Source organism: Lysinibacillus xylanilyticus (assembly GCF_001708185.1).
In the GTDB taxonomy this organism is placed as follows: Bacteria; Bacillota; Bacilli; order Bacillales_A; family Planococcaceae; genus Lysinibacillus; species Lysinibacillus xylanilyticus_A.
This window is the reverse complement of sequence record NZ_MDDN01000003.1, coordinates 1-22,693: the sequence shown is the minus strand read 5'-3', so window position 1 is coordinate 22,693 and position 22,693 is coordinate 1. Positions and strand designations below refer to the sequence as shown.

At 34.8% G+C, this 22,693-nt stretch carries 25 protein-coding genes and 2 pseudogenes; 11 read left to right on the top strand and 16 right to left on the bottom strand.

Annotated features, from left to right (window positions below):
- The first annotated feature begins 64 nt into the window (after positions 1 to 64).
- Both BFJ97_RS07920 and BFJ97_RS07915 read left to right on the top strand, forming a co-directional pair.
- Positions 65 to 655 carry a hypothetical protein gene (locus BFJ97_RS07920; RefSeq protein ID WP_068984115.1) on the top strand — a complete coding sequence of 197 codons (591 nt, stop codon included), beginning with the start codon at positions 65 to 67 and terminating at the stop codon, positions 653 to 655.
- 172 nt (positions 656 to 827) lie between these two features.
- The gene (locus BFJ97_RS07915; RefSeq protein ID WP_068984114.1) at positions 828 to 1,376 is read left to right on the top strand and encodes a GNAT family N-acetyltransferase; all 549 of its coding nucleotides are present in this window, start codon (positions 828 to 830) and stop codon (positions 1,374 to 1,376) included.
- A 149-nt stretch (positions 1,377 to 1,525) separates the two neighbouring features.
- Here the strand turns inward: BFJ97_RS07915 and BFJ97_RS07910 are convergent, their stop codons facing one another.
- Together BFJ97_RS07910 and BFJ97_RS07905 are read right to left on the bottom strand one after the other, a co-directional pair.
- Entirely contained in the window at positions 1,526 to 1,783 is a 258-nt protein-coding gene (locus tag BFJ97_RS07910; protein WP_139114396.1) for a hypothetical protein, read from the bottom strand.
- 10 nt (positions 1,784 to 1,793) lie between these two features.
- A pseudogene (locus BFJ97_RS07905) lies at positions 1,794 to 2,349 on the bottom strand (histidine phosphatase family protein).
- 544 nt (positions 2,350 to 2,893) lie between these two features.
- Between BFJ97_RS07905 and BFJ97_RS07900 the strand changes: the two are divergent.
- A complete protein-coding gene (locus BFJ97_RS07900; RefSeq protein ID WP_068984465.1) occupies positions 2,894 to 3,022 on the top strand; it encodes an aspartyl-phosphate phosphatase Spo0E family protein in 129 nt (42 codons plus the stop codon).
- 845 nt (positions 3,023 to 3,867) lie between these two features.
- On the opposite strand, the gene thrS is transcribed toward BFJ97_RS07900, so the two are convergent.
- The 9 genes from thrS to BFJ97_RS07850 form a co-directional block, all read right to left on the bottom strand.
- Complete coding sequence (gene thrS / locus BFJ97_RS07895; RefSeq protein ID WP_068984113.1) at positions 3,868 to 5,796, bottom strand: threonine--tRNA ligase; 1,929 nt, start codon at positions 5,794 to 5,796, stop codon at positions 3,868 to 3,870.
- An 884-nt stretch (positions 5,797 to 6,680) separates the two neighbouring features.
- On the bottom strand, positions 6,681 to 7,052 hold the full coding sequence (locus BFJ97_RS07885; protein ID WP_068984111.1) for a hypothetical protein: 372 nt from the start codon (positions 7,050 to 7,052) through the stop codon (positions 6,681 to 6,683).
- 82 nt (positions 7,053 to 7,134) lie between these two features.
- On the bottom strand, positions 7,135 to 7,746 hold the full coding sequence (locus tag BFJ97_RS07880; RefSeq protein WP_068984110.1) for a hypothetical protein: 612 nt from the start codon (positions 7,744 to 7,746) through the stop codon (positions 7,135 to 7,137).
- 10 nt (positions 7,747 to 7,756) lie between these two features.
- Complete coding sequence (locus BFJ97_RS07875) at positions 7,757 to 8,545, bottom strand: lipid II flippase Amj family protein (protein WP_068984464.1); 789 nt, start codon at positions 8,543 to 8,545, stop codon at positions 7,757 to 7,759.
- A gap of 63 nt (positions 8,546 to 8,608) precedes the next feature.
- Positions 8,609 to 9,229, bottom strand: coding sequence for a hypothetical protein (locus BFJ97_RS07870; protein WP_068984109.1), 621 nt, complete (start codon positions 9,227 to 9,229; stop codon positions 8,609 to 8,611).
- A 164-nt stretch (positions 9,230 to 9,393) separates the two neighbouring features.
- Positions 9,394 to 9,858 (bottom strand): hypothetical protein, encoded by a 465-nt coding sequence (locus BFJ97_RS07865; protein ID WP_068984108.1) that lies wholly within the window; start codon positions 9,856 to 9,858, stop codon positions 9,394 to 9,396.
- 152 nt (positions 9,859 to 10,010) lie between these two features.
- Complete coding sequence (locus BFJ97_RS07860; RefSeq protein ID WP_068984107.1) at positions 10,011 to 10,496, bottom strand: GNAT family N-acetyltransferase; 486 nt, start codon at positions 10,494 to 10,496, stop codon at positions 10,011 to 10,013.
- A 15-nt stretch (positions 10,497 to 10,511) separates the two neighbouring features.
- Positions 10,512 to 10,859 (bottom strand): DUF3147 family protein, encoded by a 348-nt coding sequence (locus BFJ97_RS07855; protein WP_068984106.1) that lies wholly within the window; start codon positions 10,857 to 10,859, stop codon positions 10,512 to 10,514.
- On the bottom strand, positions 10,859 to 11,257 hold the full coding sequence (locus BFJ97_RS07850) for a MarR family winged helix-turn-helix transcriptional regulator (RefSeq protein ID WP_068984105.1): 399 nt from the start codon (positions 11,255 to 11,257) through the stop codon (positions 10,859 to 10,861). Before BFJ97_RS07850 ends, BFJ97_RS07855 begins: the two co-directional genes overlap by 1 nt.
- Before the next feature lie 252 nt (positions 11,258 to 11,509).
- Between BFJ97_RS07850 and BFJ97_RS07845 the strand changes: the two genes are divergently transcribed.
- Positions 11,510 to 11,845, top strand: a complete 336-nt coding sequence (locus BFJ97_RS07845) for a DUF3147 family protein (protein ID WP_068984104.1) — start codon at positions 11,510 to 11,512, stop codon at positions 11,843 to 11,845.
- Between the two features lie 113 nt (positions 11,846 to 11,958).
- On the opposite strand, the pseudogene BFJ97_RS07840 reads toward BFJ97_RS07845, so the two are convergent.
- Positions 11,959 to 12,931: pseudogene (locus tag BFJ97_RS07840) on the bottom strand (HD domain-containing protein).
- On the bottom strand, positions 12,932 to 13,576 hold the full coding sequence (locus BFJ97_RS07835) for a class I SAM-dependent methyltransferase (RefSeq protein WP_068984103.1): 645 nt from the start codon (positions 13,574 to 13,576) through the stop codon (positions 12,932 to 12,934).
- Between the two features lie 392 nt (positions 13,577 to 13,968).
- Here BFJ97_RS07835 and BFJ97_RS07830 point away from each other — a divergent pair, with 392 nt between their 5' ends.
- Positions 13,969 to 14,619 (top strand): FusB/FusC family EF-G-binding protein, encoded by a 651-nt coding sequence (locus tag BFJ97_RS07830; protein WP_068984102.1) that lies wholly within the window; start codon positions 13,969 to 13,971, stop codon positions 14,617 to 14,619.
- 67 nt (positions 14,620 to 14,686) lie between these two features.
- On the opposite strand, the gene BFJ97_RS07825 is transcribed toward BFJ97_RS07830, so the two are convergent.
- Positions 14,687 to 15,997 (bottom strand): hypothetical protein, encoded by a 1,311-nt coding sequence (locus tag BFJ97_RS07825; RefSeq protein WP_083226982.1) that lies wholly within the window; start codon positions 15,995 to 15,997, stop codon positions 14,687 to 14,689.
- 490 nt (positions 15,998 to 16,487) lie between these two features.
- The gene (locus BFJ97_RS07820) at positions 16,488 to 17,033 is read right to left on the bottom strand and encodes a GNAT family N-acetyltransferase (RefSeq protein ID WP_068984101.1); all 546 of its coding nucleotides are present in this window, start codon (positions 17,031 to 17,033) and stop codon (positions 16,488 to 16,490) included.
- Positions 17,034 to 17,411: 378 nt separating this feature from the next.
- On the opposite strand from BFJ97_RS07820, the gene BFJ97_RS07815 reads away from it, so the two are divergent.
- Entirely contained in the window at positions 17,412 to 17,714 is a 303-nt protein-coding gene (locus tag BFJ97_RS07815; protein ID WP_068984100.1) for a hypothetical protein, read from the top strand.
- A 159-nt stretch (positions 17,715 to 17,873) separates the two neighbouring features.
- Positions 17,874 to 18,203 carry a hypothetical protein gene (locus BFJ97_RS07810; protein WP_068984099.1) on the top strand — a complete coding sequence of 110 codons (330 nt, stop codon included), beginning with the start codon at positions 17,874 to 17,876 and terminating at the stop codon, positions 18,201 to 18,203.
- 921 nt (positions 18,204 to 19,124) lie between these two features.
- On the opposite strand, the gene BFJ97_RS07800 is transcribed toward BFJ97_RS07810, so the two are convergent.
- On the bottom strand, positions 19,125 to 19,733 hold the full coding sequence (locus tag BFJ97_RS07800; RefSeq protein ID WP_068984097.1) for a YpjP family protein: 609 nt from the start codon (positions 19,731 to 19,733) through the stop codon (positions 19,125 to 19,127).
- 739 nt (positions 19,734 to 20,472) lie between these two features.
- Between BFJ97_RS07800 and BFJ97_RS07795 the strand changes: the two genes are divergently transcribed.
- The 4 genes from BFJ97_RS07795 (at position 20,473) to BFJ97_RS07785 (ending at position 22,153) form a co-directional block, all read left to right on the top strand.
- The gene (locus BFJ97_RS07795; protein WP_068984096.1) at positions 20,473 to 20,823 is read left to right on the top strand and encodes a hypothetical protein; all 351 of its coding nucleotides are present in this window, start codon (positions 20,473 to 20,475) and stop codon (positions 20,821 to 20,823) included.
- Between the two features lie 150 nt (positions 20,824 to 20,973).
- The gene (locus tag BFJ97_RS07790) at positions 20,974 to 21,360 is read left to right on the top strand and encodes a hypothetical protein (protein ID WP_068984095.1); all 387 of its coding nucleotides are present in this window, start codon (positions 20,974 to 20,976) and stop codon (positions 21,358 to 21,360) included.
- Positions 21,356 to 21,640 carry a DUF2599 domain-containing protein gene (locus BFJ97_RS25635; RefSeq protein ID WP_083226981.1) on the top strand — a complete coding sequence of 95 codons (285 nt, stop codon included), beginning with the start codon at positions 21,356 to 21,358 and terminating at the stop codon, positions 21,638 to 21,640. The genes BFJ97_RS07790 and BFJ97_RS25635 overlap by 5 nt, the downstream gene beginning before the upstream one ends.
- Positions 21,641 to 21,847: 207 nt before the next feature.
- Positions 21,848 to 22,153: a hypothetical protein gene (locus BFJ97_RS07785; protein ID WP_068984094.1), complete on the top strand. Its 306-nt coding sequence runs from the start codon at positions 21,848 to 21,850 to the stop codon at positions 22,151 to 22,153.
- The last annotated feature ends 540 nt before the right edge of the window (positions 22,154 to 22,693 follow it).

Genomic DNA, 22,693 nt, shown 5'->3' with positions numbered 1-22,693 from the left:
ACAAATGACAAATATAATGTATTCTAACATGATTTAGAAATTAATTTAAGGGTAGGTGTAAATTTTGGAAATATTAAAGAGAGCGCAAGAGCGAAAAGAAACTGCCTTGACGATTCTAAACGAATTGGCGTTATTAGAAAAATGGAATAAAATCGGACAAGTATATGTTGTTGGAGCTACGGCCTATGATTTACTAGTAGATCAAGATATCGATATCGAAACCTTCAGTGTCAGTCCTAATCCGGCTGAAGCCATGACGATACTATCGGATTTAACTAACCATCCTAAAGTTTTAGAGGTAAAGTACCGTAATTATTTTGAAACAGCCTATCATGGTTACTATTTTAAAATACAATATCAGCATACTCCTTCAGACATTTGGAATATTGATATGTGGCTGTTTTCAGAAACACGAAATGGCCCTTTATCAAGAGATTTAGTTTCGCTTATGAATGATTCTTTAACAATTGATCGTCGAAAGTGTATTTTAAAAATAAAAGAAGAGCTGCTACACAAAACGCTAATACTTCCTTCAATCTATGTCTATCAAGCTGTATTAGATCACAATATTCGAGACACGGAAACTTTCCTTCAGTGGATGGAGCAACAAGATATAAATGATCAAACAAATTGGCACCCTTCAAATAAAAGGTAATTTAAATTATATATTTCTATAAATCCCTAAAAATGTTATTATGAAAATATTCAAACATAAGGAGTTTTGCCAATGAGTGCGAAAAGTGCAGTAGATGTTTTGTTTATTCAACAAATAAATCAAGGGATATCGCTCAAACTGCAGCCCTTGAACAAGGGAGAAAACCAAACTAATGGAAAATTATTTTAAAGAATTTCTTACAGGTCAATCTATTACTTTACAGCAAATGACATCTTCTGACTTAGAAGCATTTGTAAAAATTGAAAGTGAAAAAAAATCGTTATTACTTGCGAATGACGAGATCCCCTTTCCAAAAACCTTTGAGGATCACTCCTCATTTTTTCAAAGTATTAGTGGCAAGAAAGAAGAATTTATCTTCGGGATATTTGAAAAGTCATCTAATGAACTAATCGGCTCCTGCGCCGTTTATGCAATTAACTGGCAAAATAGCACATGCTTTGTAGGCATTTCAATCGGTGAACAATGGCAAGGAAAAGGACTTGGAACAGATGCCATGAAAACCCTTATTCATTTTATATTTAATTACATTTCCATTAATAAGATTAAGCTTCAGGTGTTTAGCTTTAATGAAGCAGCAGTACGTTCCTATGAAAAATGTGGCTTTACAAAAGAAGGTACTTTAAGAAATGAGATATTCCGCTTCGGCAAGTTTTATGATCTACTATTATTTGGTCTATTACGAGAAGAATGGCCCAGATAAAAATCCTTGATTTTCTCGATAAAACGAAATAAGGGGCTGCCACTTCAGCCAAACTCAATAACGCTCGTATGTCATATTACATACGAGCGTTTAAAGTTGGGGTTCCCTGATGAAATACATTTTCCACTCTGAGTCCGCAATAGAGCTTCTTAATGATTTTTTGTCGCTTGCAATTGAAGTTGTACAATATGTAGCATTGCTGGATCGCAAAATCTAACAACAAATGGGATATTCTGAAATCCACCTTCGTTCTCCAGCGAATTTAATTGTATTAATTTATCATACATTGTGCCCAAACTTCCACATTCTCGATAATTATCAGCCAATATATTCTCAAAATCCGCTTTCCTCTCATGCTTTAATTGCTTTTCTAGCTTCATTATTTGTTCACATAATTCTTGTTCCACTTCTCTTATCCTACTCTCTCCAAATTCTCTGAACATCCCTTAACTCGAAGTTTTCAAATGTAAGTTCATAGACATCCGGCATGGCAAGTTCCTTCCAAAAAGTGTAATCAAATTGTGGATCAAAATAGTGCATCATCAAAACCATGATATTGCCATGTGTCCCAATTACTACATTGTCATTTGGATGTGTAAGTACTATTTTTTGCAAGGTGGTAATTGCTCGTTCCATTGCGGATTCATTTGATTCACCACCCTCAAATGCAAAATTTGGCTGACTCCATAATTGATAAATGGCATCGTCAAAATCAATGATCTTCCTATTAGATAGTATTCGTTCTCTTAAAGTATCCATCCTATTAATCTGTAGATTATGTTCCTGCGCTATGCCTTCGACCGTTTGGATGGCTCTTTTATATGGACTTGAAATAGGCTGCGTGGATTATTTTATCTTTAAATAATTCAGTGACATGCTCCCTATCCTCAAACCCTTTGTCAGAAAGCGGGCGGTTGTACTCATCAGCTGTATAATAAGAATGAGCATGTCTTACAAAGTAAATTACGGTCATTATAACCTCCTCTAGGAATGCCCTTATATCACATCTCTATTTACCTATTATTCCATTTATTTCGAAAATTCTCAACATTATTAAACAAAATGAAATCTCCTCAATAACAAACAACAAAAAAGTTTATTTGATAAATTATGACAAGATACGAAGTTCCATACAAGTTAAATCTTTATAGTAAAAAAGTTGCAAATCTATTAAACCTATCTCTACACGTTTTCTATCGTCTAGCAATAAAAAACTTTAATATAGTCGTATATAAGGCATTAGAATGCATAAAATAACAATAAAAGTAAATCGAAATAGGTCTAAACACTTTATATTGAAACCTTTTATCTTTCCCCTCTTTTAAGAATTAGGATAATTTCCTGTGACTATATTACGAATTTCTCACCCTATACACAATATGACATATTTTTTATTTTAAGTGAGATACAATGAAAAAGTTGAATCGAGGTCATATAAATATTTTATTACAAGAATATTGAGAAGAAATTAGGAGGAAAAGATCTTGGGAATTAAATCGCGTAAACAATTTTTAAAAATGGAAATTGAAGTTAAAAGAAGAATTATGTATAGAAAGGCTATGGATTTAGGTTTCACCCATCCTAGTGTGGTAGATTGTAGTCAAGAATTAGATGTCCTATTAAATAAGTATTTAAATGCTTCCTAATTGTAATGAGCATTTATTGAAAATACTAAACGATCGATAAAGTAAAGCCAGTCCAATATTTCAATGATTTGACTAGTTTTATCTTGTACTAGGTTCCCGTTATAAAGAAACATTTGATCCTGATGTCATGTCTACAATTAGGTATACATCAATACAATCAGTAAAATCTTCTTTATAACACGAAAAAGGAGGCCCAACATTGGTCGATATTTCAAGCTTTTTACTACCGTAGCCTCAAGATTCAGTAGAAAACACAGCACCTACACTTAGCAAACCATCTGAAACTACATCTTAATAATATCCTAATAATCAATATCAATCATTTCGTACTGAAAACGATTTTTTCATCAATTACACCAGACAATTGATGAAGAATAGAACAAATGCTACCTTGAATTTTCGTCAAACAAAGCCTTAGAGTGTCCGAAGGCTGAGGAAACATTTCATCTAAAACTCAAATTGTATACATGAAAAATAGACCTCTCAACATACTTTTACTCATTCCAATTGACAAGTATATTTTTAGCATGCTTTCTAAATACCTATCATCGATGCTGAGACAGAAACCATTCAATAGAAATTAACATCAAAACAATAGCACCTTTTCGTATATAGTTCGTTTGTTATTTAATTTATTGTATGCTTGAAAATTGATTAATAGTAGCAAATAAATAAAAAAACTAACAATTTTAAGTAAATTACAAAAAAATAGTTTTTCACAACATTGCTTTCATGGCTTGTTTTAGCTCGACTCTAGGGCAGTGACTAATTTCGATTAGTTTCACATAAATGCCTAGATGTCGAGCTACAAGCCTTTTTATTTATTATACAAGCATCAAAGTAGTTTAATTTCCTTCATAAGATAAAGCTTTTTGTTGTATCTCTAGCTTAATCTCCTCGATAAACTGCGCTAATGATTTTTCGGATAAAGCTTGCTGACCATATTGACGAACAGTGACATTTTGATGATCCATTTCCTTATCCCCAAGCACTAAAATATACGGTATTTTTTTCAGTTGCGCTTCACGAATTTTTTTACCGAGCTTTTCTTGACGATTATCGATCTTTACACGTATTTGTTCCTTTTGGAGAGCCTCTACTACTTGCTGTACATAGTGTTGATGCTGGTCGGCAACACCAATCACTGTTACTTGTTGAGGTGCAAGCCATGTTGGGAACGCGCCGCTAAAATGCTCTATTAAGATACCTAGGAAGCGATCAATTGAGCCAAATACTGCTCGATGAATAACGACAGGTCTTACTTTTTCATTTTGTTCATTGATATACGTTAAATCGAACTTCTCGGGTAGCTGGAAATCGAGCTGCACGGTTGCACATTGATGGCTACGATGAATGGCATCTTTAATATGAATATCAATTTTCGGTCCATAAAATGCTCCGTCACCTTCATTTATTGTATAAGGGAAGCCTAAATTTTGAAGTACATTTTCTAACGCCGCTTCTGCCTGATTCCAAAGTTCAATATCGCCCATATAATTATCTGGTCTTGTTGATAATTCAATGTCGTAGTGGAAGCCAAAAACTTGATACACTTCATCAATAATTTTCAAAGCAAGCGTAATTTCATCCTCAATTTGCTGTGGCGTGACAAAAATATGTGCATCATCTTGGCAAAAAGTTCGTACTCGTAAAAGTCCATTTAATGCACCACTAAATTCATGTCGATGAACTTGACCGAATTCAGCCATACGAATCGGAAGATCTCGGTATGAATGCAAATCATTTTTAAAGATCAACATATGACCAGGACAGTTCATGGGCTTTAATGCGAAACTCTGGTTGTCGACCTGTGTAAAGTACATATTTTCTTTATAATGATCCCAATGCCCTGACTGTTCCCATAAACGCTGATTCATCATTAATGGCGTCCGTACTTCTTGATAATCAAATTTCGTTTGCAAATTACGTAAATAGGACTCCAATTCATTGCGTATAATCTGCCCATTCGCTAAATAAAACGGCATCCCAGGTGCTTCTTCTGAAAACATAAAAAGCTCTAGCTCTTTTCCAAGCTTACGGTGATTACGCTTCTCTGCTTCTTCTAAGAAAACAAAGTATTCCTCCAGTTCTTTTTTTGAGGCAAATGCTACACCATATATACGTTGAAGCATTTGATTATTACTATCTCCACGCCAATACGCTCCTGACACATGCATTAATTTAAAGTGTTGTATTTTTCCTGTAGAGGGTACATGCGGTCCACGGCATAAATCGTAAAATTCTCCTTGTTCATAAACCGTCACAACTTCATGTTCAGGAATATCCTCTAGTAGCTCTAGCTTAAGCGCATCCTGAGCAAATAGCTGCTGAGCCTCTGATCGTGTTACTTCTTTGCGCTGTATTTGTATATTTTCTTGAACGATTTGCTTCATCATTTTTTCAATTTGTTGTAAATCACTAGGTGCTAGTGAATGCGCAATGTCAATATCATAATAAAAGCCATTTTCTATTACGGGTCCAACCCCAAATTGAGCATCCGGGTATAAACGCTTAATTGCTTGGGCTAATAAATGGGCCGTTGAATGACGAATAACCTGAATTCCTTCTTTTGAGCTAGCATCGTACAGGGAAATTTGTGTATCTTCCAAAAGCGGGCGCGTCAAATCAATGATGGTTCCGTTCACACTCCCTACGATTGCTTTTTTGCGTAAAGCAGGGCTAATCGCTTGTGCAATGTCGGTTAGTGTAACACCTTTTGAAAAAGCTTGTTGTTTCCCATCTGGAAATTGAATATTAATTAATTGATTTGACATGTTCTCTACTCCTTTTAACCTTTTTTAAAATAAAAAAACACATATTCGTCCCATAAAGGGACGAGTATGTGTTGATTACCCGTGGTTCCACCCAAATTCCCACTAGATGCACTAGTGGCTCATTGATTTTGCAGTAACGTTGCAAATACGGTGCAAGTTTCCAAGCACAGCTCAAAGGTAGTAAGCTTTGATAGCTTCATTAGGAAGCTTTCAGCCAATGCCTCCCTCTCTGTAAATCGCTTTTCAAACCTCGTGTCCTCGTCATCGCCAATTCCATTGTTTGATGAAATTGTTATTTACTATAAAGAATACACCAATACTTGTCAATAGTTGAAATTTTACTTTTTTCATAATATTAATTGCAAGAATAGAGTATTTTACTAAAAAAATAAATACCAACTCAATTCATACCTATTTGCTTGGTAATGGACACTCTGGTCTTTGTAGACAGTAGTAGCAATGGGAATCACTGCATTTTTCTTCTTTCCAGTCATTACAGGAAGCACAAAAGTATGCATTGAAAGTATCATCAAAAATAACATGATTTTGACATGTATTAGAAGGCTCTGATTTCCGCTACGGGCTACTCGCTTTGTTGCTGACGCTTCGCTTTCGCACAAAGCAAGGCTTCCTGCAGGCGAGCGTCGAGCCGCTTCCTTCGCTAAAGGAACAAGTCACGTACTGTGACAATACATTCGTGACCAACATCGTGTTGGCCTCAGGTCTCATCTGTCTCGCTTTCCCGCGGGAAGCTTTGCTCTGCAATGTAAGCGAAGCGACAGGAGCACTTGAGTAGCCCTACGCTACAATCAGTTAAAATGGGTATATATTAGCAAAATAGCAACAAAAAATCTTTTTTCGCTCAATAATAAACCTACCTTTTCCTAATCAACACGCCTATTATTTTGCACTTCTAATGTCTCGTCATAAGACTGCCATTGAATATGAATGATGGGTGAAGTATCCTCTTTAAAAATCTGCTCACTTTCTTTTTTCGTTAAGGTTAATTGTCCTTCTGTATTTACGCGTACGTCTGACAGCCCTAGTGAGTTTTTTGCACCTTCAATCGAAATTTGTAAATCACCCAAGTCTTTGTTTTCACCTAAATAGAAAATCCTTAAACCATCCTCTGCATTACTATCATAAACAGCCTTCCAGTGCTCACTTTTCGCTTTGTAATGCACTTCTTCTTGTTGACCCGTACTACAAGCAGCTAACACAAAAAACATCATAATTAGGAAGCATAATTTTTTCATTGAATTCCGATTTCCCTTTCCTTGAAAGTTATCATGATAATATCAACTTCAATCTATCCTTCTTTATTTTTCGAGTAAGTTATTACTTAGCTTGAATAGTTATCACCAATCCAGTCGGTTTTTCCCCAAAGGCGTCGCTATGTTCTTTAAAGACAAAATCTAAACCTTCAATACTATCAGGTAACGGAGGTGAAACGATAAAAGTGCAACTGTCATGGCCGTTTGTTCCCCCTCCGCTATCTATCCAACATTCGTATTCTTCTCCTACAAACAACTCAAAACTGTTATGCGTATAATTGTGTCTGACATGAACATTTGATTCTTGTCGAGGATCCCAATCCATTAATAACTGTACAACACTTGCATTTTGATACTGCCGAATATAAGTTACCGTATAGAATTGTTCATCAACTTCAACTGACTTTAATACCGGGATATGTTTTCTAAAACCGGTCGGCTCTACGCGAGGTTTATAATACTCTTCTGTTCTCATCATCCCAAATAATGATGCAAGATAGGCTTCATAAAAACCATATTTTTTAGCCCAGCGATCGAGTGCTTCATCCGGTGGAAAACCAGGATTTTTATTTGACAGTTGGTTACGCTGATTTATTAGTGCACAAATTTGTTCATCGATAGTAAACAGCTGGTTGTCATAATAATCTGTTGGACGTTCATAAGATTCTTGATTCATATTAATCCTCCTAAGTCATAAATTGTGTAAACCAGGCAATGTATTTTGCCCCAGGAATAAATAAAAGCTGCGCAACGAATGTGCCTAGCAGCCTTGAACCCATCATCATCACAGAAGCTCGTTTAAGACTTAAGTAGCTGCCTCTTTGATTGATTACATCATCAGCTAGAATGGAAATTTTAGGGTCAATAAAGATAATTAATAACATCGTTGCTACACCATTAATAAGCCCTGACGACATCACAGCAGTTGTCGATCTTTCAGGAACTAATAAAGAGGCGTAAAGTGCAGATAGGACACCAATTGTATAAATGGCCGTAATGGCTACATTAACGACAAATAATTTAATAGGTATATCACGCCAACTAATGCCCTTTAAGTATGAAAAACTCGGCATATGAATATGTTTTATTCCCCGTTTGACATACTCGATACTAAAGCTTTTTTTGAATAATGCTGGAATGGAGCCTCTTTCCTCAGACAAATGGATTATAGCCCTTGAAAAAATTGCTACAAATGTCGGCAATAGAAAAATACCTACCAATGTACCTAGTGAAGCGGCGCCAATAAGTACGCGAAACTGCTGCTCCACAAATGCTAATGTGTTTTCCTTTGGTGCTGTGTCAGTCAAACTTCCAGTAAAAGGTTGCTGCATCATATTTGCAAGTCTTGAAACCATGACAATGATATTGAATAAGGATAGTGCAGAGGCTAATAATTTCACACGTGCACCTGATAATCGAACTGCATACGCAAGTGTTTCTATCGAATGAATGATGAGAATAAACAAACCAATCATTATTAATTTATCTGTCAAAATATCCAAAGTATTTTACCTTCTTTTTTTGTTGTTGATTGGCTGTTACTCTTGTATGATTTTGAGTAATCGTTTGATCCAATCCCGTACATATACTTCCCACTCTTCATAAGGAATTGTCACTGATAAGGAGAGCGATTGCAATTTTTCTGGTATCGTATGCATCTTACTTCTTAACAACTCATTATCTTCGGACTCCTCGTCGATAAAAAGTAAGTATCTCCCCTCTACGGGCTCTCGATAAACCTTAGAGCAATCTCTAGTACGATAAACCCTTGTGGAATATCGTTTACCATCAATCTCTACTTCATAATGGCCTCTACTCCTATGGTGAATTCTGACATGTGTCCCATCTAAACGATGGATAGCCGCTTCAAACGCTAAAAACTGCTCATCATTCATCTGAAAACCAAAAAGCCAATTATTCCTATGTGGACTATTCACATTAGCATCATATGTATCATATCTTATCTTAAATTTAGTTGGATCTTCGCTACTTTCCTCTGTTAAATAGTTTGCAATCAGCTCATCAAAGGCTTCTTCATCTAGATTATTCCCATAGGTTAAGATGGCAATGTGCTTTTGAAGCTTTTGGGCATATTGAGTAAATTCCTCCTCATCGTCAATCTCCCAAGGTTTTTCCTTATAGTATAGTAATGAATACAATATAGACACCCCTTCCTTTTTATATTTTACGAAATCCACTGGAATAGGTTCCGTTTTTTTCCTGTCAAATAAAAAAGCTATTCAAGAGGTATATTCCTCCTATGAATAGCTTTAAAATACTCTTATGAAATGACATGCGGGATAATGTGAATAGACGAAACCCTTTATTTTTTAGCCTGTAACTCAGCTGTTAATGTAAATGGGATTTTTAAATAATTGTACTTAATCGTTATGGTCTTAATATTTGGTGCCTCAACCTTTACAGCATAATGCTGAGGCTGCTTTCCAACGGCTTCGCGATCTATGTATTTACTAGGAAAAATGTTAATTTGTCTTAACTTATGATATGTAATATTCGGGTTATCCTCCAGTTTCGTTTCCGCTTCAAACGGTTCAGACTTACTAACGACAAGCTCGACATTTTCAGGCATTTTATCATTAACGAGTATTTGCTGAAGCTGAATCTCATGTAGTCCTTTATTCTCGATTTCAACAATTCTAATGGTTGAATCATCAGTAGGATTCGTATAGCTGTTCATGACAAGTGGTGGATTGCTTTTTAAATAAATGATGAAGCCCGCTCCCACCATAAGAACGCTAAATAATAAAACAAATAGTATTTTTTTCATATAAATTCCTCACTTTCTAGCTCTCCATCAAGTATAGCGAGAAATGGCAGGTGATGATACCTAGAATATCAATTTCGCCTTGGCGTAATTTTAGCTGACTTTTTTCTTTTGCTACAGAAAACATTTGTGAATGAAGAAAAAAACAATCTGACTCATCTAGAGCCAGATTGTTTTTCTAGTCGTATTTCATCACGTATTGGAATCCCGTCATTGCCGATTAAAGGAATTTCAGGTTTATATACTCGTGCTTTTTCTACAGCATTCTGTAATATTTCGACTAAGTGATAGCCACGTTTTTGATAAAATCTTAACGCGTGTAAATTATCATTGGTCGTAATGAGGGTAATCATTGTACAGTTTTGTTCGGATGCTTTTTGTTCAACAGCTTGTACAAGTAATGAACCAATCCCTCTTCCCTCTAAAATACTGTCAAGAGAAATAATTTCACATTCTTTATGACGAATACTATACGTTATAAGACCTAAAATAGTATTTTGTTTATCTACATAGGCAAAACCATGTAATTTGCTACAGTCATAAACTCCGCTAGAAATAACCATTTCTGTACTTCCCCAATGCTCTGTAAAAAACTGCAACACATCCGTTTGAGGTAACTGTTGAATAGAAATTACTGTCATCTATTATTCTCCTACCTAAATAGAAATATTAAAAATACCAGCAATGGCTTTTTGAACCCCAAGAAATACCGCCCACGAAACGATTCCTAGTCCAATGGCAAAAACAATATGGATCGATGATTTCATCGCCATATATATTACAAATAGCATGAACATAGTTGCTGGTAGTCCAACGATTACACCATAAGTAAATCGCTGAATATGCTCACTCGACTCACTTTGCACAGTTAGCCAAATGATACTTAAAATACTAACAAGAGGTAGTGCTGCAATCATGCCACCATAGGAAGGAAATCTTCTCGCAACTTCTGTTACAATACCGATTATAGCTGCTGAGCAGAGAATTTTCACAAGTGTATACATTATTTAGACACCTCGCTTAATAGACGAAATGCCTGTAAAATCGTTTGTTGTTGTTGTTCTGATAATTGATTTAATGCATATTGCAGTTTGTCATCATCTAATTCTGTGTTTTTCTTGACGATCTGAAGCCCTTCCGCTGTTAAATGCAGATTTACTTTGCGTTGATCATCGATGTCTCGCTCTTTTTTCACCCAGCCGTTACGCTCCAGCTTTTTTACGTGCTCAGAGGCAGTATTTTGAGAAATATTCAGTAACCCTGCGATATCGCGAACTGTTACTTCCTCTTCCTTCTGAATCATCTGTAAAATACGTACGCTTTGATGCGAAATCACATCTTCATGTGCGGTATGTAGATGATAAAAAATTGATGTAAAATAATTATTTATGTCTGTAATCATCAAATTTACTCCTTCAATATATCGTTCGATTCGATTGTATCGTATAACACGATATATAAAAAGAGATTTGATAAAGTTTATATTTTCAGATATTTTTTTAAAAGCATGTCCTATTTATCGAAATATTCTCGTTATTTTTGATAAAAATCTATCTTTCTTAGTTTCTTGCTAAATACTCAAAACAAGGGCTTGTAAATAGTTATTTCGTAAAGTATTATTACACTATTCTGAACACAAGATCGAGGGTTTCATATGTTATATATTCTATATTTTATAGTGGGCGGCTCTATCATGGTATTAGCATTACTGTTAAGCCAATCAAAATATTTGTTTTTATCAGGCATCATTACGGCGTTGCCTATCCTAACACTTATCAATATGGGCATGCAGATGAAAAATATGAAAGAAGATACTTTCCATAGCGTTTTACAAAATACTGTGTTTGGTGCTGTAGGCATGTTACTTTTCACGGTTCTTGCATTTTTATTAACATACTGGTTTAAACCAAGTATTTCCGTAATTAGCGCACTCGCAGTTTATGCCGTTTTTATGTTATCAGGTAAGTATATTATGTCGATGTTTGCATAAAAAAAGGTGCTGCCAGTAGACAGCCCCTTCTCTTTCGTTTATCGAGAAAACTCGTGAATTTATCGACTAATATTGTTAATTTATCGAAACTTTTTTGTGATTTATCGAGAAAATTAAAGTATTTTCACAAACATACCCTGTTTGAATTTTTCTTTAGCATCTGCATTCATTTTTTTAACTTCTTCTGATAAATCACTTGCCTTTAGTAATTTATTTCCCATATTATAGTAAAGGATCAATCAGTCGCACTTTATTTTTTTGATGAATATCAAATTCTGTATGATCCACCCTCACTTTTACACATGGATGAAGTTGCTTTAATAGACTCTGCACTTGAATATCATTTGAAGATCTCATCTGTTCAATTAGTTCATTATCTTCCTTAAGAAAATCGGTGAGCGTCAGGACCTTTTTTTCTAATGATAACTTTAACGTTTGCGCCAATTTATGATAGGCATATATATTTAACGGATCCATGAAGAAATCAAGCACTTCTTGATAATATGTTTTCACAAACCATTCTGCACGTTCGATGCTTTGAAGGCACATCTTCCCTTGAAAAATAATAATATCATTTAAAAACTTTTGTATATCCTCTAATGAAACTTGTCCATATTTATACATATCTCGTAAAGTATAATCGACGCGATCTGCACATAAATCCGGAGCTGGCTGTTCAAGTAAAGTCCATTTCGAGCTATTCAACAAGATATGTTCGTAATTATAGTTATACTTTTTAAGTATCATTGGGATTTCCGAATTCCTCAGCACATCCATAAATATTTCTTCATGATAGTCTTCAGCATCATGATCAAGGACGAAATCAATGACATGCGAAAAGGCAGTATGTGAAACATCGTGCAATAATCCCGCTATTTGCTCCTCTAAAGAACCGCCAAGCTGTTTAATTAGCAGCATAACACCAACCGAATGCTCATAACGCGTTACATTCCATTGACTATTCACAAGATAACTTGCCCCACCTTGATGAATACCTTTTAACCTTTGCATCGGTTTACTCGAAATAAGTTCTTCTAACACATCCTCAATCTCGAATTGCCCGTATATATAATCCGAAATAAACACTTAAATATCTTCCTGAGCAAAATTCGAAATAACAAAAACCCCACCACAATGCGAAATTGGGTGAAACTCTAGTTGGCATAGTCCTTTTAATAAGGGGCCAATTTCCTCATAGATAAAGTAAAACTCATCATCATCCCAATAGCTACTACTGTCTTGACGACATTTTTCCAACTGCTCTTTTGTTTCAAAAGCGATATCACCAATGAAAATTTTTCCTGTGGGTGTTAATTGCTGCAATAATGCTGTGATGTATTGTACTTTCATGTCATCTGTAAAATGATGCAGCGCATAGGTACTAATAATGGCATCATATGTTTGATCCAGTAGCGCTGGTGGCAAGCCTTTTGATAAATCCCATTCCATTAAGTTAGCATCCGGCATTTTTTCCTTCGCAATGTCGATCATTTTCGAGGAGAAATCGAACCCATTAATCATATGGCCATTATCATAAAGCTTCGCTGTTAATACCCCTGTCCCAAAGCCAATGTCCAGTACAGTTGATTTTGGACTGTACATGACCTCGTTAAAAATCGTATTTAATACGGCCTTGTAACCTGCAAATGGGTATTGATTACTTTCCTCACTAAGCTGAACCGTTTTATCATAACCGTCAGCCCATAAATTAAATCCTTGTTGATTTAGCATATAGTTGTTCCTCCTGTTGTTCCCTTAAATTTTCATCCCGCTCCAAATAACCAAACTTTTATCATACATAACCTGTCTCATAAAAATTCCCCCTTTCAAACCAATATTACAATTGTACCAAATTTACCAATTTATTTCATATCTGATTTTACAAAAAAATGTGAATTACTACACCTTTTTCATTTATCAAGTTCCCAAAAGATGCTATTATAATAGTAGTTTTCTTTTCAAGGAGGAATCGAAATGGACGCATTCTTTTGTAATGCTTGCTCTAGACCAAACACTTCCCAGGTCAAAGAGGTCTAGAAAAGTTAACACAAATAACATCAATTGAAGGATCTCTTTAGGCCAAAAACCTTTATTAAAAGCCTAATATACAGGAGTGATTTCAAATGGAAAACCAAACAATTCAGCCGTTTCTAACGGTCGCAAACTATAATTTACTTGAACAGCAAATGAACAAAATCATCCAAACACTTGCAACGACAAAAGATAAAGACGTCATCCTTGCCGTACATGGTATTGTTGAAAGCGAAATTACTGCAAAAGTAGCGTTGTCCGCTGCAGATGCTCAGCTAATCGAACAGCTTTTTGATGTTAAAGATCGTGCACAAGGTGAAGCATATTTAGAGCAATTAAAACCATATGTCATCCCGTTCAAAGCACTGACTGCCAGCACACTGAAAAGCCTATTTAAAAAGGAAAAAAAGCTGAAGCTACCGAAGCTTGAGGACATGGATTTTCAACAGACATGTTATTTAGCTTGGGATGATCCTGGAACACATCGAAAATATGTTGTAATTGAACAAGATGAACAGCTAAAAGCGATTAAGGGCATTTTCTCTAACGATACAATTAAAGGAATATGCGCAATTTGCAATCACCATTCCGTAGTAGGTCTATTTACTACTTCCGTAAAAGGGCAAGTCGTTGGAACGTTCACGAATTATAGTAATTACATTTGCGCAGATAGCCAACAGTGCAATCAGCATGTTACGGATATTGAAAAAACAAAAGCGTTTTTCGAGCGCATTACTCAATAAAATTAAGCCTTCTCCAATGACGGGGAAGGCTTTTTGATATCCAATTTTCAAATTTACTTACAATGACTTAAGAATTCATATGGTTAGCCAAAGCCGTCTTTTTCAAGATGACCGAAGCTGTTTTATTTTCCATATTAATAATAGACGATGCAATAATGACGAAACCAAGCATTAGTATAATGATTAAATCGAGTAGACCTGTATGCATAGAAACCGTAAATACCGTAATAGTGAATGCATATGCGACAGTATGGAAACTACGAATACCTTCCTGCTTCACTTTATTGTAAATAAGTGAAATTAAAGCTCCGTATAAAAAGAAGCCAATTGCCACTAATAAATAGCCGCCATCTAAAAACAATTGACCGATAAAGGTTGGTGTCGTTGTTCGGTTTTCACGTGTAATATTCTTACCCTTCTCCACACTTACGGAATTGACAACCTCCGTTACCTCCATACGAGGTGAAGTTTGCTCACCAGGTAATAACGTACTAAAGATACCTTTATGGATTTCTCCATTTAAATATCCGTTTTCCTGTGTATACTCAATAATTGTACTTAACACGATATGACCTGTTACACTCTCCTCATTTAGTGCACGTATCCATAACGGCGTTTGGTTAACCTTTTGTTCTGCCGTTAACAGGTTCTCTCTCTCGTCTTCCGTCAGTTCTACATCAGGTTGTCTCCGGTCATTGAATTCTAATGACCTATCTTCCGTTAACACACGAATAAAACTAAACATAGAGAAAGCTACACCAATAACTAGCAGCGTTGTTAAAAACCACGTTAATTTGACTCGTTTCACTACATAGTGGAAAATGATGATTCCTGTAAATAGCATAATAATTAATGGTGTTCGATAGGCCATTAACAAGAATAAAAAGATGACGCCTGCAAAGATAGAACCATAGACGAATGCTTTTTTCCATGTCATATTCTTTTCCAAAATCATTTTATAAGATAGTAGCAATAAAACGCCAAACCATAGTAATTGACTAAAGAAGTTTAGCTTTGGATCAAGATTTCGTCGATTTGACTCATCCGAAATTCCAAAGCCGCCTTCAAAAGTCATCAGTATGAAGGCACCTAAACCAAGTAACGTCAGAAACACAATAAAATGAATCACATATTTGCTTAAAAACGATAGACCAAATGAAGGGATCGTCCAATTCAGCTTATCTATAACATACACACCTATGTAATAGCAAATAACCGCTAAAATAACAGCTGGCCAAATAGATACATGTATATTGAACTGCTCAAACTTATGCCAATCAAACATACTCGTAAAGAAATAGAGTATTAAAATAAACGGTAAAAAGAAATACGGTGAAAATGTGTCGATTTTATTTAATTTTCCAAATAATTTTTTCATGCCTTCCACACCCTAAGATGTTCCCTCCCTAACCTTTAAATTATTCCCAAATATGTAAAACAAAAATAGTATATCATAATGATCGTTTGGTTAATATAGTTATTTACTATTTTTGTTAGTATTGTTAGAAATTCGGCTCACAATGTGTGGTTGATTTCCGTTCCGACTGGGTGCTTTCAAGGGGCTTCGGATGGCTAGTGATGAAACAGCCAATAATATCCGCGAACCAATGCTGTTTTACCGTCAATAAATGGAACAATCGAGGATCTTCTTTCATCGACAACTAGACCATTCACATTTATCTACTTACGTAACCGTCAAAACAAACGAGGAAACGCCTAGATGTTTGAGCCACGCTTATCATAGGATGCTCCTGTAGCACATGATCCAGGACATTTCGTTTTCACATTCCTAAGTCAATCTCCTCAAAGGAAGGGAATATCAACAAAAACAATTCCATTGGTCCTGTTAATTTGTTGATTATTCCTTTTTACAGAATTCCATGATTCTGTTCAAACTCTTGTTTTAGCATTCCATAGCAAATACCATCATGATAAGTTCCTTTTGTGAAAAGGATATTTCTTAGTTGCCCCTCTTTCACGAAACCTAATTTCTCATGCAAGCGCATGGATGGCTCATTGAAAGAGTAAACGGTTGTATTGACTTTTTGATATGCACGCTCTGAGAAGAAAAAGCGAAGAACCATAAGAATCATTTCTTTTGCATACCCTTTACCTCTGTATGGCTCAAATACAGCTAAATAATAATCAAAAATACCATTCTTCAAATCACAATCAAAGGTTTCAATCATACCAACAATATTATTGTCTTGATCTACTGCAATAAAGCGGAATTCATCATCTTCTTCAGATAATTGTTCCTCCACCCACTCACTCATTTGATCCGCAGAGCGAGGAAAATGTATGGAATCCATATTGCGAAGAATTTCATCATCTAATAATTCAAATACAACGATATCTTCCGGTTGTATCGCTCGTAGTGTAAGATTTGGTCCTTTCCAATAACTAACTGTCATATTTCTTTCTCCTCCATCATTCGGCTCATCACCATAGCGTGTCGTTGATTTCCGTTCCGACCGGGCGCTTTCCTGGGGGGCGTCCGATGAGCCGCTTCGCTTCGCTGCAGGGTCTCATCTGTGACGCTAATCCCCAAGGAGTCGCCCAGTCTTCACTCCAATCAACCTATATACATGACATATAATTTAACAAATGTCATCTACAACTTTTGGATAAGAACCAACTATAAGTATAAATGGTTTATATACCCAGTTGTTTATAACGTTTTGAGTTTAAAAATAGTTTCATAAAAATATATTTTTTATTATTTATTTCCACTTTCGTTTTTAGTATGGATTTCAGAAAATGAGAGCACATAGGACGATGGTAAAACTGAAATGAAATATGAGCATACATTAAATGAAGTAGAAGACATTCCAATTCGCATGGGAAAGACAGGCGCAACTGCTCGATCGAGAGCAATCAGAGAGTTGCGTACTTCTAATCGTCAGTTTGAGGAGATGGCTGCAGCTGAAGATTCGAGTAGATTGAAATTAGAAAAGACGCAGCTGGCAATTATTTTATCCCAATTAGCCAAATCTCCTAAACATCACACCAAACATTTGTTTGTTTTGTCATCTCCCCGTGCTAGTTGCTCTGTAAAAATTAAAAACAACATCAAATTCGATGTTGATGAGTAGAAACTTAAAATAGGTCCCCCGCTTCACAATAGTAATATCTATAATTATATTTAATAGTAAAATATTCACAAAGACTAATTTATTTAAAATACTGGTCGATATTATAATAAGTAAGGTAAATACTAAAAATTCAATTAACTAAAAAGGTGGAAGACTTTTATGATTACTTCAAGAAATTCAACAACTATGCAATATTTAATGGCACGTAGATCCTATAAACAATATGGGCTCACTCAACAAAACAGTAACGAAATTAACCGTACTTCCAAGAGTGAAGAAAGATTAAACAATGTTAATAAAATTATCGAAGAAAGTAAAACATCTAAACTCTCTAGTAAACAGATTGAAACACTTAAAAGTGCTGCTAAGGATGGTTTATTAGGCTCTAGTACTACTAAATTAGGACCATGGGGGCAATACAACCTCCAAAAATTTTTATCAAACTCTAAGTACAATTCAACATTAAAGGCTTATCGAAATTCAATATAAAATTAGTAAAGGGTGTTTTGAATACAATTTAACTTACAAGGTATTTTGTTTGGCGTTGTGCAATAAAAAAAGACCAGCTTGGCTAATTTTTTTTAGCTTTGCTGGTTTTGACGATTACTTAATATATTTATCAAGATCGCGTTTAAGCATCGTTGCCGTTTGTTGACACGTTAGAGCTACTGCAGGATTTGTATTTTTTCCATCGCCTTTAGTCGATATACTCCTTTATTATTTCCAATAATACACAAACATTTAATAGTGGTGAATAGATTTTTTAATATTTATCTAAATTACATAATATTATAATAATATAAATTCAGAAGGGAAAACATGAAAAAAATTGCTATTCTAGTACTAATTTGTTCCTTTCTAGGTATTATTATTAGAATTTATGATATCGCGAAATCAGGAAATACAATAGTTTCCATTTATAATATTGATTTAATTATTCTTTGTATTATAGTAATCTTTAGTTTGGTGCTCAGTTTAAAACTTGATCCAAAGAAATGAATCCTCATATAGTTTCACAGTACAATAATAAAAACGCCAATGCTCAAAAATAATTTTTAGCTTTGCTTGCCTTGACGATTACTTAATATATTTATCATGATCGCGTTTAAGCATCGTTGCCGTTTGTTGACGCGTTCGAGCTCCTACAGGAATTATGCATATTCATTTGAAAAAGATGAAGTACACGCCTCTAATATTATGATTGAAATTATCAATTTGAGTTCATTTGTAGAATCTGAGGAAATTGAAAAACGATGAATTTGGGGTACATTTTTGGGTACATACTTTTCTCTCTCCTTCACCTTTAGAACGGCATACAAATATAACAACTTACCATTCTAATACAAACGTTGATATATCAATGTTTTCAAACAAAAAACACTCGTATTTTAAACGAGTGTTTCGTAACTTTTAGGATAACCACTTCGGAGGTGTATTTTTCTCCCAATAAATATCCCCTAAATTGTTGTGTGCCATAAAACTGTCCTCTGCACTGTGGTAGTGGAAGTTGTAATAATAGCCTTCCTGCGGTCTTTTTTCTGTACGGACATGGAAGCGAATTAAATCCTTGCCTGTTTCATTGCTAGTAATATTAAAAATTTTTTCGCCATAATTCCCACTTGGCTTTTCTGAAATTGATAAGGATGCTAATGATGCATCGTCTAAGCCCGCTACTGTCATGGCAATTGCTTCTTCCATTTTAGGGAAGATAATGGCGTCAAATTCATTGCTGATTTTCGGGCCAATTTTTGTGCCGAACTTTATGTAGGATTGCTCTTTAGCGGCATCAACAAGCAATGATCCGTAGTCAACCGGTTCCTGATGTATCTCGGTCTTTTCTTCTATTGCTGCATTTGGTTCAGTTGCAACGGCAGTGCTTGTCCCTGGTGCTGAATCAATTGAAGAACGATTTGAAGCATTTTGATCGAATGCATCCCATATTTCATGTGTTGGCGTAATTAATCCTAATGTTAAAAACGCAACCATGATGACGATACTCTTTTTAAACCACTTTTTCATTAATTAACACCTTCTCTTTATGTACAAATTGGTAACTCTACTACTAATATATACGCATAAGCCAATAAAAGGTTTCATATTTCCATATTTCATTGTACAATATTTATGTATAAAGTGAAAACTCAGTCAGCATTTACTTCCATTTATTTGTGGGAAAAATGTGTCGTTTTTTAAAAGGAGGTACAAGCATGGAAATCGCAATGGGTATTGGTCTTTTATTAATGTTAGGTTATTTATCATCTTTATGCTTCACGGACTAATTTAGTCAACATGCAAAGTGAAATCAATTCGTTTGAATAATGCCGTGTTATCAAGGTTTTGCTATTATTTCTGAATTTTATATGATGTAAAATAATGCTTCAAATTAAGGCTTGTTGGGGCTCTGTTAAGGGTAACTTCGGTCTAAATGGGGCTAATAATATACGGCAAAGCGTATGTACATGCATGCGTGTGTAAGAAAGGTTGAGGCTAATTTACTTCAATCTTTTTTATTTTTTTCTTGTAAATTGGCTTCAAGAAATTTAGACATTCTGAAAGCTAAAATGTCACACATTGTTATTTGTTTTGTTCTTCCACATCTACTACTCCCCTATCTACCCTTCCAGCATTCTCTATATTTGGCCTGCTATTTATTTGTGTACGACCACCACGTTGTTTGATAATTACCAATAAATGAGGTTTTTACATTTATCCCCTACTCTTAACCACATAGGATAAATACTAAAAGGGGAAAAAGTCTATGAATAATTTTGAATGTAATAATGACTCGTCAACATCTAAAAAATGCGATAAATTCGGGACATTTTCGGCTGCTGATGCCAACAGTATAAACACTTCTACCCCTGCCGATGGCTCGATTATTCCATTCTCCTCTGGCAATACACAATCCATAATTAATGAAATAATCGATGTTAAAACAGCTAGTCTTATAGGATTTAGTACCGCTATAAATGATGTAGTTATTATAGACAATACAAAAAACTTAGCGAGATTCTTTATCCAGCCTTCACAGTTCCACGTGAAGGGACTATTACAGCTATTTCAGCGTCATTTACATTACTTAGAGGGCAAATTTTTGAGTATGGTTTGAAGATATTTATAATATCTTTGAATTTTAGATAATTTTCTGACTATTATCAATTTTTGTTCAATTATTAACAAAAATTGATTTTGAAATTATTATGTCTAATGATAAGTTATAAATATATCCAGGAAAAAGTAAAAAAGGAGGTATTTAAAATTGAATAAGAAAATGTATTTGTTTTCTTTAAGTTTTATTTTAATCTTATCATTTGTTTTTCCAAGTATTAATGTAAATTCAAGTTCTAATAATGCTGAGGATGTATTACCAAGCTTAGAAGTGGCTTTAGAAGTATTGACGTTAGAAGATGAAAAGTTATATGAATCTATGACTGATGAAGAAAAAGATGAAATATTACAAAGTACTCAATTTAACTCGGGACAAGCAACACTGCCTTCTGGAATTGAGTTTACTTTTGGGGTCCCTCTATATACTAATGAATTTAGTGAGGACGATACTTTTGAATGGGTCACAATTGATTCCGAACTACAAATAAAAGAAAATATAATATTAGACTCACTACCTGCAGTGACCTTTCAGAATTGACCCAGGTGGGGCTACATATATTACTAAAGCATATTGGATAGATAGAAGTGGCGTAAAATCAATCTCTATATATCCAAATAAATCTGCCAAAGGTTGGACAAAAGAAAAAGCATTCGCAGAATTAAAGAATAACTTTTCTCACTATTACGACTGGAAAAATGAAACATCCCTAGAAAAGCAATTTAATTGTCACGCTAGACCTATTCCGCCATATACAGGTAAAATTCCTTGGAATATAGAACCTAGCAAAAAAGCAACTAGTGTTATAACATGTAATTAAACAACAATAAAGAGTCCCCATTCACATACGATGGGGATCCTTTTTTAACCACGACAATGCCAAGAGGGTTTGAGTGTAGCAAAATTGTCAACTCCTTAAACTCTCCCTCACAAGTCTATTTACAATAATTATGAACAAATGTTAAGTAATTAGTAGGTAACTTATTTAACTATTTTTCGTTTGAAGATATGAGGAGGGAGTATTTTTATGATTAATTTATTTAGCATAGTACTTGGATTAGTAGCTTTGATTGCCTCATTTGTTAATCTTTTAGGATATAAAAAACAAAAGAGCAAGAAATGGGTCGCATTTTCTATTATTAGTTTTAGCGCGTGCGCAATCGCAATTTGTTTACAAATGTTTTATAGCTATATATTGGTGAAAAATGAAGATTTTGCTTCTCTGATGGATACAATGGGTACTATGGCTTTTGTTTCAGCAATACTTGTCAGCGTTACTATATTATTAAACGTAGTTACATTTGTTTTGTACCGTGACAAAATTACAATATAATGCAATTGGGTAGATTTATTTAATAACGAAGATCGTCAATTTGATGGTCTTTTTTTCATTTAAAGCTGACTAACTGCAGAAAAAAACGTGGTGTGATTTTCGTTAATTAACCTCCAATAAAGCACATTTATCTCACTAGGGCTTATCCTAATATGAAGTTGAGACAAAACTGCACAAAATCTAAAAAGGCGCGAGAAATCAATGGTAGAAACGTTGATTTCTCGCGCTTTTCTGATGTGATTTTTTTGAATTTTGCTTTTAATATGTACTTATGTCCCAGCCTCCTTCTTACCTCCAGTCAAGTGTAATTCTTTAATTTCTTTTGTTTTTTGATTTAGTTGTAGCTGGGAGGGGTACCCCTCCCAACTACAACTAAATTTTCGCACGACTAAAAGACCTTACGATTTTCTTTTTTTCGAAAGGTCGGTGTGTTATAGTAAATATAAACTTGGTTACGATTTCAGAGCTGGTAGTGCGGACTCATAATCGTACAATATGCCGTGTGTAATAAGGTGAAATGCAACTTTCAAGAACTTATTC